The 16,466-nt window shown below is 69.9% G+C and carries 14 protein-coding genes and 2 pseudogenes; 9 read left to right on the plus strand and 7 right to left on the minus strand.

The genetic code is table 11. The features are described 5' to 3' along the window. Positions 1-198 precede the first annotated feature (198 nt). Positions 199-327, plus strand: a pseudogene (locus ACZ5C2_RS26045) (IS256 family transposase); the annotation flags it as partial. A gap of 35 nt (positions 328-362) precedes the next feature. Further along, a pseudogene (locus ACZ5C2_RS26050) lies at positions 363-665 on the plus strand (IS630 family transposase); the annotation flags it as partial. A 7-nt stretch (positions 666-672) separates the two neighbouring features. Here the strand turns inward: ACZ5C2_RS26050 and ACZ5C2_RS26055 are convergent. Together ACZ5C2_RS26055 and ACZ5C2_RS26060 are read right to left on the minus strand one after the other, a co-directional pair. Then, positions 673-1,185 carry a DinB family protein gene (locus tag ACZ5C2_RS26055; RefSeq protein WP_468795580.1) on the minus strand — a complete coding sequence of 171 codons (513 nt, stop codon included), beginning with the start codon at positions 1,183-1,185 and terminating at the stop codon, positions 673-675. Between the two features lie 273 nt (positions 1,186-1,458). Further along, positions 1,459-2,049 (minus strand): TetR/AcrR family transcriptional regulator, encoded by a 591-nt coding sequence (locus ACZ5C2_RS26060; protein WP_388241693.1) that lies wholly within the window; start codon positions 2,047-2,049, stop codon positions 1,459-1,461. A 67-nt stretch (positions 2,050-2,116) separates the two neighbouring features. Between ACZ5C2_RS26060 and ACZ5C2_RS26065 the strand changes: the two genes are divergently transcribed. From ACZ5C2_RS26065 to ACZ5C2_RS26085, 5 genes are all read left to right on the plus strand, one after another. Next, positions 2,117-3,082: a DUF2867 domain-containing protein gene (locus tag ACZ5C2_RS26065; RefSeq protein ID WP_468795584.1), complete on the plus strand. Its 966-nt coding sequence runs from the start codon at positions 2,117-2,119 to the stop codon at positions 3,080-3,082. A gap of 1,235 nt (positions 3,083-4,317) precedes the next feature. Continuing rightward, a complete protein-coding gene (locus ACZ5C2_RS26070; protein ID WP_468795587.1) occupies positions 4,318-4,938 on the plus strand; it encodes a DJ-1/PfpI family protein in 621 nt (206 codons plus the stop codon). 37 nt (positions 4,939-4,975) lie between these two features. Continuing rightward, entirely contained in the window at positions 4,976-5,671 is a 696-nt protein-coding gene (locus tag ACZ5C2_RS26075; protein ID WP_468795590.1) for a hypothetical protein, read from the plus strand. Continuing rightward, the gene (locus ACZ5C2_RS26080) at positions 5,668-6,000 is read left to right on the plus strand and encodes a PCC domain-containing protein (protein ID WP_402147940.1); all 333 of its coding nucleotides are present in this window, start codon (positions 5,668-5,670) and stop codon (positions 5,998-6,000) included. The genes ACZ5C2_RS26075 and ACZ5C2_RS26080 overlap by 4 nt, the downstream gene beginning before the upstream one ends. A gap of 503 nt (positions 6,001-6,503) precedes the next feature. After that, entirely contained in the window at positions 6,504-6,944 is a 441-nt protein-coding gene (locus ACZ5C2_RS26085; RefSeq protein ID WP_468795593.1) for a GFA family protein, read from the plus strand. Between the two features lie 401 nt (positions 6,945-7,345). On the opposite strand, the gene ACZ5C2_RS26090 is transcribed toward ACZ5C2_RS26085, so the two are convergent. The 5 genes from ACZ5C2_RS26090 to ACZ5C2_RS26110 all read right to left on the minus strand — a co-directional run bounded on the left by ACZ5C2_RS26090 (position 7,346) and on the right by ACZ5C2_RS26110 (position 14,274). After that, positions 7,346-8,668: a helix-turn-helix domain-containing protein gene (locus tag ACZ5C2_RS26090; RefSeq protein ID WP_468795596.1), complete on the minus strand. Its 1,323-nt coding sequence runs from the start codon at positions 8,666-8,668 to the stop codon at positions 7,346-7,348. A 202-nt stretch (positions 8,669-8,870) separates the two neighbouring features. Continuing rightward, positions 8,871-10,733, minus strand: a complete 1,863-nt coding sequence (locus tag ACZ5C2_RS26095) for a S8 family serine peptidase (protein ID WP_468795599.1) — start codon at positions 10,731-10,733, stop codon at positions 8,871-8,873. A 97-nt stretch (positions 10,734-10,830) separates the two neighbouring features. Continuing rightward, positions 10,831-12,984: a M4 family metallopeptidase gene (locus tag ACZ5C2_RS26100; RefSeq protein WP_468795602.1), complete on the minus strand. Its 2,154-nt coding sequence runs from the start codon at positions 12,982-12,984 to the stop codon at positions 10,831-10,833. A gap of 344 nt (positions 12,985-13,328) precedes the next feature. Next, positions 13,329-13,508, minus strand: a complete 180-nt coding sequence (locus ACZ5C2_RS26105) for a hypothetical protein (RefSeq protein ID WP_468795605.1) — start codon at positions 13,506-13,508, stop codon at positions 13,329-13,331. Between the two features lie 415 nt (positions 13,509-13,923). Beyond that, positions 13,924-14,274 (minus strand): hypothetical protein, encoded by a 351-nt coding sequence (locus tag ACZ5C2_RS26110; protein ID WP_468795608.1) that lies wholly within the window; start codon positions 14,272-14,274, stop codon positions 13,924-13,926. A gap of 352 nt (positions 14,275-14,626) precedes the next feature. On the opposite strand from ACZ5C2_RS26110, the gene ACZ5C2_RS26115 reads away from it, so the two are divergent. Next, positions 14,627-15,142, plus strand: coding sequence for a TetR/AcrR family transcriptional regulator (locus ACZ5C2_RS26115; RefSeq protein ID WP_468795854.1), 516 nt, complete (start codon positions 14,627-14,629; stop codon positions 15,140-15,142). A 128-nt stretch (positions 15,143-15,270) separates the two neighbouring features. After that, positions 15,271-16,449 carry a GDSL-type esterase/lipase family protein gene (locus ACZ5C2_RS26120; RefSeq protein WP_468795611.1) on the plus strand — a complete coding sequence of 393 codons (1,179 nt, stop codon included), beginning with the start codon at positions 15,271-15,273 and terminating at the stop codon, positions 16,447-16,449. Positions 16,450-16,466 lie beyond the last annotated feature (17 nt).

The raw sequence follows: 16,466 nt of genomic DNA on the forward strand, positions 1-16,466 counted from the left end.
CCGGAGCGAACCCACCCCGCGCGGCCGGGGCCCTCATCCCTTCCTCCGGGAGCGGACGGGGGCATCGGCCTTTCTCGCCGCTTCCCCGCGCGGGCGACCGCGGCAAGGGTGACGAGGCGCCAACCACGTGTGGCGGTGCCGGCCGAAACAGCGACAGACCGGCGGGGCAGTAGGCGCCCAGTTACAGACCCGCCGGGCGTCTACATGGCGATCACGTCCCTCGACCCCACCGGCAAGGGCCAGGCCCGCTGGACCATGCGCTGGAAGACCGCCCTGAACGCCTTCGACATCACCTTCGACGGCCGACTCTCCGCAGCACGCCAGTAACCCTCAACAACCCGAGTTACACCGCTCGATTGACCCAGGTCCGTATCGCGATCATCTGCGACAACTTCTCCCCGCACCTGACCACCAAGAAGTGCCAACGCGTCGGCACCTGGGCCGCGGCGAACAACGTCGAAATTGCCTACACCCCCACCAACAGCTCCTGGCTCAACCGCATCGAGGCCCAGTTCACCGCCCTGCGCTACTTCACCCTCGACGGCACCGACCACGCCAGCCACAAGGAACAGGGCAGCATGATCCGCCGCTACATCATCTGGCGAAACCGCCACGCTGACGACCAACGCCTACGCGCTGTCATCGGCAGGGCTAACGCTGCCTGATCCAACGCTAAACGCCGGTGGCGCCATCGATGCGTTCCCGGACCAGGTCGGCGTGGCCGTTGTGGCGGGCGTACTCCTCGATCATGTGGACGTAGATCCAGCGGAGGTTGACGGGCTGCTCCATGAAGCAGCCCGTATCGGCCAGAGCACGGTCGGCACAGTGCTCGCGGGCACGGGCGATCTCCGCGTGCCAGGTGGCGAGGGCGTCACTCAGGGCGGCGCCCGCAGCAAGGTCGAAGCCGCCGTCGGGGCCGTCCGGGTCGGCCTGCGGGTCGTAGATGGGCGGGGCCTGTTCTCCGGCGAGCACACGGCGGAACCAATTCCGCTCCACCTCCGCCATGTGCTGGACCAGGCCGGTCAACGTGAAGCCGGACGGCGGCACGGACGCGACGGCGGCCTGCTCATCGTCCAGACCCTCGCACTTCATGGCCAGTGTGGTGCGGTGAAAGTCGAGCCAGCTTTCAAGCGTCGTGCGCTCGTCGGCGTTCAGGGGCGGCACAGGGCGATCGATGGCGCTCATCGGTCGATTATCGCCAGCGGCCGAAGCCCTTGACAGGCGGGGCCTCACTACAGGGCGAACGTTGCCTGATGCGGCACCAGCTTGTGAGCGGCCTGGGCCGGTCCGGCCGCGCGGAAGAAGCAAGCGGTCACGTACTGACCCGAGACGCGCCTTCTCGGGTCAGTACCCGCGCACAGGCCGTCCGACATGACGAGGGCGGTGCTGTACCTGGAGCCTTCAGCACCCTCGCCGCCTGCTCCAGCCGGCGGCTGCTCGGCCGCGGTCAAGACCGGCCTACGGCCGCAGCAGGATGGACAGCACCGACTCCGCGTAGGCGCGGGCAGCATCGCCGCGCGGGAGCAGCTCGCGAACGGAGTGGGCAAGCTGCTCGTGGCCGAGGTAACCGACGTAGGCCATCAGCGCCCGTCGGCGCGCCTCGCCGTCGTCATACCCGTACTCCGCGAAAAGGCCTTCCACATACGCGATCCGGCGTTCGGTAACCCGGCGCAGGACCGGGGCGACGGCCGGGTGAGCCGCGTCGGCCTGCAGCGCCAGCTCGATCGCGTCCGGTTCGCGCTCCGCGGCCGCGCTGGTGATGGCGAGCAATCGCCTCAGCCGCTCCCGGGGTGTGCCGTCCTCGCCGACCGCGGCGATCACGGCCTCGGTCTCGCGCTCCTCCCAGCGGGCTAGGGCGGCCTCGACCAGCGCGTCCCGGCCGTTGAAATGCCAATAGAAGCTGCCCTTGGTCGCGCCCAGTCGAGCTGCGATCGGTTCCACGGCGACGGCGGCCAGGCCCCCTGCGCGGACAGCGGCGAGGGCGGCGTCCGCCCAGTCCTGGGCCGTCAGGCGTGGCTTACGGGGGCTCTTCGAAGCAGGCACGACCATACGGTAGCGTACGGAAAACCATACGGCAGCGTATGGAAGGCATCGCACTCCGGGAGCACCGATGCGCATGGTCCGCAATACGCACGAGCGTCTGATCAACGCCCCGGCAAAAAGGGCGGGCGCACTGCTCGACCGCCTCTCCGCCACGGACGATCCCATCTGGCCCGCCCCGGCATGGCCCCCCATGCGACTCGACCGCCCACTGGGCGTCGGCGCGACGGGCGGCCATGCCGGCATCCGCTACACCGTCGAGGAGTACGAGCCCGGGGCCCGGATTCGCTTTCGGTTCTGCGCGCCGCGCTCGGGCTACCACGAGCTTTCCATCCATCCACTGGACGACGAACGCTGCCTGGCCCGCCACGACATGCTCATCGGCACCCCCGGCGCGGACCTGCTGCGCTGGCCGCTCGTGGTGCGCCACCTGCACGACACTATTGTCGAGGAGGTCCTGGACAACCTCCAGCACGGCGCGGGAGACAGAGTGGCCCGTCCCGCTCGGCACTCACGCTGGGTACGCCTGCTGCACGGCCTGCGCTGGCGCCGGCCGTGCAAGGTCGATCCCCCCACCGACTCACGACTGCTGCCCGGCGCTTTGCGGCGGGTCGACTTCGCTGACGCCTTCCAGGTCCCTCTGCACCCAGCAATGCCGTCCGGTTCCGAGCTCTGGCTGCAAGAGTTCCTGCAGCCCCCCGCAGTGGTACGCGGCCTGCTGATGGTCCGCAACGCATTGGTCGGGCCGCTCGGCATCCGCCCGGCCTCCGGACACGACGCCTTCGCGGTAGTAGCCCGGGACGAGGACCGCGAGCTGATGGTGGGCAGCGACGAGGAACACCTGGACTTCCGCATCTCGGTGCTGACAGACGACGGGCACGTCACTTTCACCACGTTGGTCACCCTGCACAACCGGCGTGGCCGCCTCTACTGGGCTGTTGTACGCCCCTTCCACCCGGCCGTGGTGCGCGCCATGGCGCGCCGCGCCCACCGGCAGATCGCCCTGCGCTCCACCCCCACCGCCCGCCCCGGCGCGGTCTGAGTGGACGTTGACTGTCCCTATCAAAGCCGTTGAACGTGGCGGTGGGTGATCATGCAGAGGGCTAGCCCGAAGGGCTCCGGCCGCTGGCTGGTGTACGCGCGCGATGGTCGAGTCAACCGAGACAGCCGAGTTGAGGTCGTCGTCAGCGTCGGCCTGTGCGACCAGCGCGGTGAACACCCGCTCCCAGGTGCCATCGTGGCCCACGTTCGCAGCCGGTTGTAGACGCCTCGCCAGTTGCCGTACCTCTCGATGGAGGTGGACCCTAGTCCGACACCCTGACCTTGCACGCGTGGCAACAACCGAACGAGCCCCGCACGCTACCTGTCACCCCCGCAACGGCAGGGGTCTCACTGGCCGTTAAAGCCTGCTGGAACTGGCATGCCCGATATCTGCCTTCGACAGCTTCGCAGGGCAGTCTGAGCCTCGCAGCAGGCTCCCGATTCATAATCTTAGCCTTGCCCGACGGCCCGGGATCTCCCCGCCGAGGCCCCGACCTGAGACCAGTGAGAAGAGAGACGACGACGCGTTGATGAGAAGTTGCGCGCCCGCGCGTGGACCCAAGCCACCAGTACCCCGCCGCCTCCGGCCGTCCCTCAGGTCCTGCTCGTCGCCCTGGTGGCGTGCGGCACCTGCGGCGCGGTCATCGACGTACTCTTTCGCCCCCGCAGACCCGGCGGACCCGTCCTGAGGCGGCGCCTACGCGCTCGATACACCCAGGCGTGGTCGTGCTGCCGGACCGGGACATGAACCTCGACCACCTCGCCGCCTGGCACCTGGCGCCTGGACCCGCACGGCGGCCCTGCCAGAGAGCCTCGCCGCTTCTCCTGAGACCTCACCGGCCACGCCGCTCACCGTGACGCCCCGACCCGTCTCCTGCCCTGGGACGACACCTGCGGCATGAAGGCCATCGTCGTCGAGGGCCTCCACTTCACCGCCGAGAAGACTTGGGAGGAGCACGGCGCGGGAAGGTGTTTCAGGCAATTGGTCTCCGACATGTCCACCGGCCGGCTCCGAGCCCGCCAGAGCGATGGACACCGGCATCGGAGCGCCCAGACTGGCCCGGACAACCAAGGACGCGGGACCCTCCGCCGTGGCCCCGGACCACGGACACATACGTGCCATCGGACACGAAGCGAACCCCGGCAGCCAACACCGCTCGGGGTGTCCGCAGCGGCAGGAACGGATCCAGGACTCACCCCTGCTTACTAACTGGTCACCATCGCTACGCTGCGCGCATGGACATCGTGATACCGCTCTTCGACGGGTTCGAGCCACTCGACGCGATCGGACCGTACGAGATACTCGCCTACGCACCCGGCGCCACGGTCCGGTTCGTCACGAACCGGCCCGGTCCCGTTCAGGATGCCCTGGGTTCGCTGCCGGTACACGTGCCAACCCGCTACTCCGACGTCGAACGCTGCGACGTGCTACTGATCCCGGGCGGAGACAGCCGCCGGACCATGACCGCCGACCGGGACTTCCTGGAGTGGGTGCGCCGCATTCACGCCGGCACCCGCTTCACCACGTCGGTCTGCACCGGCGCCCTGGTCCTGGCCGCGGCCGGGCTACTGAACGGACTGACCGCCACCACGCACTGGCAGTGGACTGCCGAACTGGAGTCGTATGGCGCCGTCTACACCCCCGAGCGCGTGGTCCGGCACGACCGTGTCATCACCTCGGCGGGGGTGTCCTCGGGCATCGACATGGCCGTCCGGCTGGTCGCGCTGCTCACCGACGAGGTGACCGCCCAGGCGATCCAGCTCTACACCGAGTACGACCCCGAACCGCCCTTCGACACCGGCTCGGTGGCCAAGGCCCCGTCCGATGTGCTGGCACATGCCCGGACTTTGGGCTGAGCCAGCGGGTCGTTCGAGCCGGGCTCACAGCCGGTGGGTGAAAGCGAGGGCGGCCGCTGGTGACTCCACCGGCGCCCCGGGCCGTGACGCGGTCAAGCGATGGGAGACGGGCAAGGTCATCCCCGGCAAGCACTGGATCGGGCACCTGTCCCGCGTACTGGGCGTCCCTGTCGAACAGTTGGAGGCGGAGGCTACGCTCGACCGCGTGAACCGACGAGCCTTCCTGGGACTGTCCGCCCTGGCCGTCACGCACGGCGCGCTCACCACCGAGATGGCGGCCAGCATCGCCGGGAGCGACCCAGTCCCCCTGGCCCAAGTGCAGACCACTCACGGCTCGGACATCGTCACCGCGTCGCTGACGGACAAGGCCGCCACGGCGAACCTGCGCCGGTGGATGCTGGACGGCGACGTACCGATCCTGCGCGTCAACGCCGCAGGCATCCTCGCCAAGCTGCCCGGCCAGGGCCAGGCCAACCAAGTCGCCCGCGTCCTGGCCCACGACGAGGAGGTCCGCCACCTCTACATGACGGCCGTGACCTCCCGCGTCTGCGCCGTGGACTGGACGACGGCCGGTCGGATCGTCTCCCAGCCCGCCGCGTACTGCCACCGCGCGGACTTCCTCGCCACGCGCTTCGCGAGGGAGGCCCTCAACCCCCGGGACTCTGGCGCCCGATGGTGCTCCTCGGTCATGCTGCGGGAGCTGAGCCCCATGATCGGACGGAGTCCTGCATGATCGTCTTTGAAGTCCCCGCCGGCGAGCTGGTCGACGAGCTGAACCGCCAGGCCGCCGCCGCAGGCATCACCGACGCGGCGATCGTCTCCCTGATCGGGGCCGCCGACTCCTTCACCGTCTCGACCATGCCCGAAGGCGACGCGCTCAAGGACACCATCACCAAGTACGACCTGCCCGGCGAGATGACCGGCACCGGCGAGATCCGCAACGGCTTCGCCCACATCCACGTCGTCATGGGCGTCGAAGGCGACCGCGCCATCGCCGGACACCTCCACGAAGCGCACATCGGCACCCACTTCGCCCGCGCCTACGTCATCCCCGTCACCTGACCCCGCGTTCAGGGTGTCCGCACTCGGCCCCGGCGCCGCCCTCCCCCCGTGGGCCGCCGCCGGGGCCGACCGCTCCCCAGGCCCCGCACCCGGCACGGTCACCGCACCCACTCGTACTCGTCGTCCTGCCCACCGGAGTCGCGGTCGTCGTCGCTCAGCAGGTCGTTCACCTCGTCCTCGGTGAGCTCACGCGCATCGTCCACGGCACTCAGGATGCCGTGCCGCCGTCCCTGACCGCCCGCACGGCACGACCGCCCTCACCGTCACCCCGCGCGTCATCGCCGGCCACGGCACCCTGAACGCTGACCCCTGGCGTGACGCTGGGTGGACCGTCCGCGCCTTCGACGCCCCTGAGCCGCGGTTTCGTCGCCCGGCCCGTGACGCCTCGGCAATCGGCGCACGCGGCCGGGGCCACGCCAGAGCCGCCAAACCGTCCTGACGATCATGGACAGGATGGCACACTGGTGGGCCCAACTTTCCTATAATGCCCGGGAGATCACCTTATGAACGCCACCCTCGCCGCCGACGCCCAGGGAGCCGAAACAGCTGGGGAGCGCACCGGCGGCTGCCTCTGCGGCCGCATCCGCTTCACCGCCCGCGGGCCGGCAGTGTTCCCCCACACCTGTGAGTGTGAACACTGCCAGAAACTCGGCGGTACCCCTGTGATGTGGTGGGTGGGCTTCAAGACGATCAACTGGACCGGTGAGGGTGGCGACCCAACCTGGTACGAGACCTTCCCCGGTGAGGCGAAGCGCGGCTTCTGTCCGACCTGCGGCAGCCGCGTCGCGGCGATCGACAGCGACATCCCGGAGATCGGCATCAACGTCACGGCCCTCGACGACGCCAGCGGCGAGGACCTCGTGCCTATCCAATCATCCTTCCACGACAACGCCGTGCGCTGGCTGCCCTCGGTGGCACAGGCAGAGCAGAGCACGACCGGCTGACCCAAGGAAGTTCAGGGACGCTCAGGGCACTCCAATATGCGAAGGGCTCCTGCTTCGACGAATTCGGGCTGCCGCCCCCGCCGAGGGGCGAAAGCGGAAGTGCGAGTCAGGGCTTTGAGTTTTCGGGCGGTGCCGGTTTCGAGGAACCTGGGTGCGCCGAGCATCGGGGAATCGTGGATGAATCCCGAGCCGCTCGTGACCGGGTTTATCGACTTCATCGAAGCAGCGCTCAACGCACCTGTAAACGCGGCAGAATTGGTCTTACAGGCACTGTTCATCGCGTAGTGCTCCTCCCTGCCGCCCGTGGTTCCCGGAGCCGGCACACGGTCTCCGGGAACCACGGGTGTGGTGCGTCAGGGTCGCCAAGGTGTCAGGTTCGCAGGCACGGGACGGTGCGGCAGTCACCGGACCGCCGCCATGGCGTGCGTCAGTCCCAGGTGGGGCCAGCGCGGGGCAAGCCTCCCGAGCAGCCCGCGTAACTCGTGCCCCACGGTCACCCTCGTCGCTGCCAGGGCCTCCGCCAGCAGCGGGGAGGCAGCGGAGACCGCACTGTCCGGCCGGCCGGCGCAGGCGTGGCAGTCGGCCAGCCGTAGCCCGAGGAGCACGGCCGCGGGCCGGGGCGGATCGGGCACGAGCGACATCGCGCGTTGCATGACGTCGAGGGCGTCCCGGGCCAGTCCCCGGTCGCTCGTGGCCACCGCGGCGTCCCGCAGCGCGCCGCCGATGCCCGCCTCGACGAGCATGGCGCCCTGGGTGCCCTGGATCCAGTTGGGTCCGTCCGCGCCGTCCCGGGCCGACTCCGCGAGCGCCTCCCGGCACCTGGCGACACTGCGCATGGGCTCCCCGGCCTCGCCGAGCAGGGCGAACCCGCGGGCCAGGTGCAGGTGGGCGAGGGACTCGGCCCAGCCTTGTCCACGGACGGCCGACAACATCGTCCGGGCATGGCCCACGGCGCCCGCCCCGTCGTTCTCGAGTCGCGCGAGTGCGTTCATGTCGCACAGGACGGTCAGCGTGAGTGCGGTGTCGGCGCAGAGTGCGGCCCATCTCAGTCCTCTGTCGTAGAAGGACATCGCCGCGCCCAGTTGACCACGCAGCATTCTCAACTGGCCTGCCAGGGAGGCGTATCCCGCGGCGAGCCGGGTCAGGGCCGGGCCGAGAGGGCAGTCCGGCTCGCGACGCAGGCGGACGATCAGGCCGAGCGCGGCCTCCACCGCCTCACCCTCCAACGAGGAGTCCTTCGCCTCAGTACCGTGCACCCCCACGGACAGGTGCGCCGCCAGCACGTGGACGACCTCCTCGCTGACGATCCGCAGCGGGTCGGCCGCGAAGGCGCGCCAGATGCCGTTCGCCCTCCCGGGCGGAGGTACGGCACAGCCTGCGGATCCGTGCAGTGGACACGGTACGCCGTGGTGGGGCAGGCGGGAGGGCCAGGCCGTGACGTCCCGCACGACCAGGTCTGCGTGTCCCTGACCATAAGGGGCGCGGGAGGCCAGGTCGTGCGGCCACAGGTCGAAGTCACGGTCCGCCTCGGCTTCCGTGCGCAAACGGATGAGACGGCCACCGGTGCGGAGAAGGTCGTCGAGTCGCTTCAGTTGATCGAGCGGCGGGTTACGGTCACCTGTCTCCCAGCGGCTGACCACACTGTGGTGGTAGCCCAGTTCGGCGGCGAGTCTCACCTGGGAATAGCCCGCCAGGAGGCGCAACTGCCGCAGTGTGGGTCCCAAGCCGGGGGGCGTCGGACGGTCCGATGGGGCGACCGTGTCGTTCACCGTTCTCTCCTGCCCGTGAGGCGGGTGGGGACGGACGCGAGTGTGCCGCACGATCCCCGGCCGCACAACGAGCACGCGCGAGGCGCCCGGACCGCACAGGGAAGCCGGCCGGGCGCCTCGGGCGGGTGCTTCCCCGCCGATCGGTCGACTGTGTGCCTCAGGGGGTGTCGTAGCCGAGGGTGTAGGCACCGTTGCCGCTGTAGGCGTGGACGCGGTAGCGGTAGTAGCCCGCACCGCCCGTGTACGTCAGCTCCTCGTCGGCCGCCGGCGACGTCCCGCGCGCCACCGTCGACCAGCCCGCACCACTCCACTTCTGCAGGTACAGGTCGTAGTCCGCGCTGTCGGGACCGTCCAGACATGCCTCGAACCGGCCCGTCACCGTCGTACGGAAGTAGCCACCGTCCGGCTGGTACGCACTCGAACCGGACGTCAGTGAACCCGACTTGACCGTCTCGGCATCCTCACAACCCTCCGGAGCCGAACCCTTCACCGTCAGGGTGAAGGCCGCGGTGCGGGTGACGTCGCCGCCCGCGCCGGTGGCGGAGACGGTGACCGGGTAGGTGCCGGGGGCCGTGTCGGCGGTGGTGGCGAGGGTGAGGGCGGAGGACTCACCCGCGGTCACGGTCTTTGGGGTGAACGTCGCGGTGGCTCCGGTCGGCAGGCCGGCCGCCTTGAGGGCGATGCTTCCCGGGTCTCCCTTCACCAGGGAGGTGCTCAGTGTGGCCTTCACCGAACCACCCGGGTCGGTGGCTCCGGCCTCCGGCGAGAGCAACACGGAGAAGTCGTCCTCGGCCGGTGCCTCGTTGCCCACGTGCAGCAGCTTGTTCGGGGAGCCGGGCCCGGGATCCGTGACGACTCCGTTCGTGGCGTCGGCGACCATCGCGTCACGCACCTGCTGGGGCGTGAACGTGGAATTGGCGGCGGTCACCAGCGCTGCCACCCCGGCCGCGTGGGGCGAGGCCATGGACGTGCCGCTGATCGTGTTGGTGGCCGTGTCACCGGTCCACCAGGCCGACGTGATCCCGACACCCGGTGCGAACAGGTCCAGACACGCACCGTAGTTGGAGAAGGAGGCGCGCTTGTCCGCCTTGTCGGTGGCGCCCACCGTGATCGCCTCGGGGGTACTGGCCGGTGACTTGCGGCAGGCGTCCGTGTCCTCGTTGCCCGCCGCCACCACGAAGGTCACGCCGTCGGCGATCGCCGCTGTGATGGCGTCGTTGACCGACTGGGTCTTCTCGCCGCCGATGCTCATGTTCGCCACGGCCGGTTCGCCCGGGTCGTGGTCGGCGGCGACCCAGTCGATGCCAGCGATCACGTCGCTCCAGGCCCCGGAGCCGGCGCAGTTCATGATGCGTACGGGGACGACGGTGGCGTTCTTCGCGATGCCGTAGGCCGTCCCCGCGACCGTGCCCGCCACGTGGGTGCCGTGACCGTGGCAGTCGCCGGGGTCGTTGTCGCCGTCGACGACGTCCCGGCCGCCGGCGGCCCTGCCGCCGAAGTCCGTGTGGCTCGCCCGGACGCCCGTGTCCAGGATGTAGGCCCGCACCCCGTCGCCGGAGTTCGGGTACGTGTACGAGTTGTCCAGCGGAAGAGCGCGCTGGTCGACGCGGTCCAGGCCCCAGGACGGCGTCGGCGACTGGGTCCCCGAGACGCTCGCCCTGCGGTCCCGCTCCACGTAGGCGACCGCCGGGTCGGCGGCCAGGCGGCGGGCGTCCGACTCGGACATCCGCACGCTGAAGCCGCGCAGGGCGGTGCGGTAGGTGTGGGTCACCGTGCCGTCGTGCTCGGAGGCCAGGCGCAGTGCCCGGTCCCCGGTGGACGCGGCCGACACGGCGCCGTCGCGGAAGACGACGATGTAGGACCCGGATATGGCACCCGGTCCGGCCTCGCCGAGGACCCGGCCGGCCGACGCGGAGGGTTCCGCGGTGCCGGCCACCGCGGCCGGGAGCGGCGCGAGAGCCAGTACCGCAGCGGCGGCGGTGGCGGCGCCGAGCAGGCGCCGTCTGGAGAGCTTGGGCATAAAGACATTCCCTTTCTGAGGGGGGTGACGTGCCGCGGCGGACCTTCCGTCCTGTGAGGAGGGCCGTCGCGGCGAGGGGGAACGGCGGGAAAAGGGTTCAGGGGGTGTCGTAGCCGAGGGTGTAGTCGCCGCCGCCCGCGCGGGCCTGGATCCGGTAGCGGTAGTAGCCGGCCGGTCCTGTGTGGGTGAGCGTCGTGCCGGGTGCGGTGGCTTCGGCCACGATCTGCCAGGACCGGCCGTTCCACTTCAGGAGGGATAGGTCGAAGTCGGCGCTGTCCGGTGCTTGCAGGCAGGCGCGGTGGGTGCCGGTGACGGAGGTGCGGTAGTAGCCGCCTTCCGGCTGGTACGCCGTGGAGCCCGCTCGGAGGCTGCCCGTGCGGGTCTCCTCGTGTCCTGTGCAGGTGTCGGGGGTCGTCCGTCGCACCGTCAGTGCGAGGGCGGCGCTGCGGCTGCCGTCGGTTCCCGTGCCCGTCACGGTGATCCGGTGGGTGCCGGCGGGTGTGTCGTCGGCGGTGGACACGGTCAGGACGGAGGAGCCGCCCGTCTCGACCGACGGCGGGTCGAAGACCGCCCTCGCGCCGTCCGGCAGACCGGAGGCGGTGAGGGTGACGTTCTGGGGGTCGCCCGATGTCGTACGGGTGACGACCGTGCTCGTCGCGGTGCTTCCCGGCGGCGTCTCGACGGTCGCCGGCGTCACGTCCAGGGAGAAGGAGGACGCGGGCTGGCCGCAGTCGCCGGGGCGTCCGGGCTCGGCCGACTGCGCGGGCACGGACACCGCGTCCCAGGCCGCCTTGACGGTGTCGAAGCGCGCGCAGTCACCGGGGTACAGCTGGGTGACGGCGTTCAGGGTCGCCACCCTGGCGTCGGCGTACTCCCAGAACGACGTCTTCTGCATCAGCGCCGTCATCCAGATCCGGCCCGCGGTGCGGATGCCGAGGCCGGTCACGCTGTCCGGTCCGCCCGCGCAGACGGGACTGGACGGCTTGCCGCCTCCCGGATTCGTTCCCTCGGCCACGAGGTAGAACCAGTGGTTGGCGGGCCCCGCGGCGTCGTGCACCTCGGTGTCGGGGATCTTCGTCGACCAGCAGTTCGGTTCGTCCCGCGGCCCCGCCGACGGGTCGTACATGATGCGTTCGGGGCCGCGGCCCAGGGCGTCGGCCTCCTCCGCGTACACGTAGTCCGGCGGGTCGCTGGGGTGGTTGGCGTAGTGCTCGGTGAGGGCGCCGAAGATGTCGCCAGTGGCCTCGTTCAAGGCGTACGTCTCCGTGTAGCCGTCGAAGCCACCGGGAGTGAACTGGAAGACCGAGTGCCCGAACTCGTGTGCCACGACGTCGAGTTCGGTCAGCTGACGCTGGTTGTCCTTGGTGCGGCCGATGTTGACCGTGTGGCCGTTCCAGTAGGCGTTCACCGCGTTCAGGCCCACGAACAGGGGGAAGGCGCCACCCGAGCCGTCGAAGCCGTCGCGGCCGAGCCAGTCGCGGAGCATGTTCCACTCCTGCTGCGCCGCGTAGTAGGCGTCCGCGCACGCCGTCTCCAGGTCGGTGCCGCCGCCGTTCCCGAAGGAGTCGTCGGGCCCCGAGACCGCGCCGTTGCCCTGGATGCCGCAGAACAGGTTGCGGCGGCCCGGGTCGGACATCTCGTAGCCGGAGCCGGTACGGCGGGTGTCGATCGACGTGTCGTCGTAGTAGTAGCCGTGTCCGGTGCCGTCCAGCACCTCGTCCCAGGCCGCCGGCACCGACCCTGTACGGGCGTCCACGATCACGTGCAGCCGGCTCGGCCGGCCCTCGCGGGCTCCGGTGAGGACGATCTCGTAGGCCAGGCGCTCCTCGTCGCCGGGCGCGAACACCACCAGCCGCGGCGCCGTGGCCTCGGTGGCCCCGGGCATCCGGGTTCGTGCGGCGGCCGACGCCCCGCGGGGTGTGACGGTGGGAGTCACCGCCACCTCGATGGGGGGTTTCCCTCGTAGGGGGGTGCCCACGAGGAAGCCGGAGGCGTCGGTGACGGCCACGAAGTCGCCGCCCACCACGGGGAGTCCCCGGTAGGTCCGCTCGTAGGCGTGATAAGCGATTCCGCGCGGCCCCACGGTGGTCCCCACCGGGACGAACCTCTCGTGGCCGCGCCCGGCCGCCAGCTGCTGCTCCAGCGTGACACCGGCTTCGCCACCGGGCGCCGCGTGGGTGGGAGGCGGCGCGACCCCGGACACCGATGCCGTGAGCATGACAATAGCGCCCAGAAGTCCGAGTCTTCGCATGATCCGTCCTTGTCGGCTGAGGCGGCCGGACGCAGGGCCTGGCCGATGGGCGGAACCGTCGCAGGATCCGGAGCCGGACGACAACAGGCCCGGCACGAAGAGGCACACATCGGCAAACACGCCTGTTAGCACCCACTCAGGGTGAGGACGTGCCGTCGACGGACACCGCACAGTCACCCGGCGGAACGCATCGGCACAACCAGGCATACGACCGGGCGCTACGACGGTGGCACCGGCGGTGGGCCGTCGTGCGATCCTCGCGCGGCCGGTACTGGTGGTCCAAGCGGCGCCATGCGAAAGGGCCCGGACCATCACCAGGTGCCCCGGGCACCGATGTCAGGGCGTCAACTGTCCTGCGGCATCACTTCGTCGATGACGAACCCGGTCGGCAGATAGGTCTCCTCGGTGACCGTGAAGGTCACCGTGACCTGCTTGTCAACATAGGCGCTCAGGTCGAGCGACTGCTCGACGTATCCCTGCCTGGCTTCGGCGCTGGACCTGGCGCTGACGGTGGCGCCGTCCACCTTGACCCGGACGAAGTCGTACGGGGTGCTGGTGCGTTCCGCCGTGTCGAATTGCAGGAAGGAGGGTGACCTCGGTCAGCCATCGGTACGGTCACGGTCTGGTTGACGGGCTCGGTACGACTGCTCCCGTAGCCGGCCGGGAGAAACGCGTACTGCCGGACCTATCGGCCAGACACGCCAAGGCGAAGCAGACCGACAGGACCGCTGCTGAGAAGACCCATCAGCGCGAACAACAACAGGCAGAGCGGCGCACGTTGCTGAGCGGGCCCGGAACGAGAGCTGTCCGTCAACAGCGGAAGGACAGGGGCGCGTACGGTGCTGAAGGAACTGCGGGTCACAGTGCCGGAGAAGCTGCGGGTGCTGCTGGGCGCCGCCTCCGCCTGTGATCTTCGGGTCGGGCGGAAACAGCAGAGGGTTAACGCGGTGTGCTGAGTGCGACGCACCGGGATCTGATCGCACTCGAGGCCCATCCGGCCACGGCCTTCAACGTGTTCTGGACGCGCTGCCCCGCTTCCGCCCGCACATCGTGCACTTCTCCGGCCACAGGGCGCAGGACCTGATCGCCTTCGAGAAGGATGAGGACCGCCGCCACGAGAGCGCCGTCGTCGGTGCCGGTGCCTTCGCCGGCGCGATCGCGGCTGTAGACGACAAGTCGTTGCTCGTCCTGCTCAGCTCCCACTCCGCGGCCCAGACCGCCAACGTCATCGACATCCACCCTCTTCGTCATCGGCATGTCCGGCTCTGTCGGCGACTTCGACGCCAGCACCTATGCAGTCGACACCTCGCGTACCCGATGCGGATGTCGGGGTGTCCGGCGCGGGGGCGGGACAGCTGATGGGGCGCCACGGCCGGTGGGCACGCGCAGGCGCGTGGTCAGCCGAGGCTCACTGGTGAAGCGGCCGGTGCGGTAGGCGCCGGCCACCGCGCCGGAGCGGGAGCGGCACGCCGATCCGGGGCCGGCCCGGCAGCGTGGGCCGGGGTGTTGCTCGACCTCGTTTCGCCGGCCCTGCCGTCGCGCCCGCCCCAGCCAGCAGAGTGCGCCAGAACCATAAATCGTTTCCTATAAGGTATAGGTAATTACACACTGATGTTAGGCGCACTGAGAGTAGGTGATGATTGTGGTCCGGGCAGGACGGAGTCCGAAACGGCTGACGCTCGCTGGTGCGGAACTCGCCGGTAAGGCCGGTTTCGACCAGGTGCCCCTGTCCGCGTTCCCCCGGCGTTCCGACGTGAAGCCGGCCAGCCTGTACGCGCATGTGAGGAACTCCCACGGCCTCAAAATCCGGAACGCGCTGTTCGCGCTGGAGGAACTCACCGACCGGGTCGCAGACCCCGTGGCCGGGCACACGGGTAAGGACGCCCTAACGGTCTTCGCGAACGCTCACCGGAACTACGCCTGGACGCACCCCAGCCGGTACGAAGGAGCGCGGTACAGGCTCGACCCGCAGACCGCCGCGGCCAGCGCCGGCGTCCGGCACGCACAGATAACTCGGGCAATCCCGCGCGACTACCAGCTGGCTGAGCCGGACCAGACGCACGCGGTCCGCATGCTGGGCAGCGTCTTCCACGGCTACGCCTCCCTGAAGGCAGCCGGCGGCTTCGACCACACCGACATCGCCGCGCGGCAGTCCTGAGCCTGAACCCTGGACTTCATCGACACCACATTTACGGAGCCGATCCACGCGCTGACCAATCGCGTCACCCGCGACGGCTCCCCCATACCGGCCCGACACCCCACCCCAGAATGAAGAGACTCAAGGCAATGAGCACCGAACAGAACGTGATCGCCACCCCCATCACCGCCGACTTCCTGCACGGACACCTCGACGTGGAAGAGACTGCCCACGGCCTGCTGCCCCACCGGCTGCCTGCCTGGGCACGCCGCCAGATCCCCGACGACCTGCTGGCCGTGGCTGAGGCTCAGCCCTCCGGTGTCCGGCTGGCCTTCCGTACGAGCGCCACCACCATCCTCCTGGACACCCTTCCGACCAAACGCGTCTACCGGGGCTTCCCGCCCCCGCCGGACGGCGTTTACGACCTCCTGGTCGACGGCCGCCTCACCGCCCAGGCCACCGTGGACGGCGGGAACCTGCGCACCATCACCGACATGCGGACCCAGACCGCGGAATTCACCCCGGGCCCCGCCGGCACCGCCCGCTTCACCGACCTCCCCGCCGGCGAGAAGGACATCGAGATCTGGCTCCCGCACACGGAGATCACCGAGGTCATCGCCCTGCACACCGACGCCCCCGTCGAGCCGGCCCCGATGACCAGGCGCCGAGTGTGGCTGCATCACGGCAGCTCCATCAGTCACGGATCCAACGCCGTCTTCCCCAGCGCGATCTGGCCCGCGCTGGCCGCCTCCACAGGCGATGTGGAGCTGATCAACCTCGGATTCGGCGGCAGCGCACTGGTCGACCCGTTCACCGCCCGCGCGATACGCGGCACCCGCGCAGACCTGATCAGCCTCAAGCTCGGCATCAACGTCGTCAACGGCGACGCCATGCGTCTGCGCGCCTTCGCCCCCGCCGTCCACGGCTTCCTCGACACCATCCGCGAGGGCCACCCCACAATCCCCCTGCTCCTGATCTCCCCCGTCCTGTGTCCGACCCACGAGAACACCCCCGGACCTCTCATGCCGGACCTCTCCAGTGGAACCCTGAAGTTCAAAGCGACCGGTAATCCAGCCGAGACTGCCGCCGGACGTCTGACGCTCAAGATCGTCCGCGATGTCCTGGCCGACATCGTCAAGCAGCGGTCCGCCGATGACCCCAACCTCCACTACCTCGACGGACTCGGCCTCTACGGCAAGAGCGACCACGACGAGTTCCCCCTGCCGGACGCGATCCACCCCAGCCCTGAAGGACACCGCCGCATCGGCGAGAACTTCGCCAAGCTCGTCTTCGCAAACAACGGGCCCTTCGCCATCACAACTGGCTGACCCACATACCCGTGGCC

It is taken from the genome of Streptomyces sp. NPDC031365 (assembly GCF_055569765.1).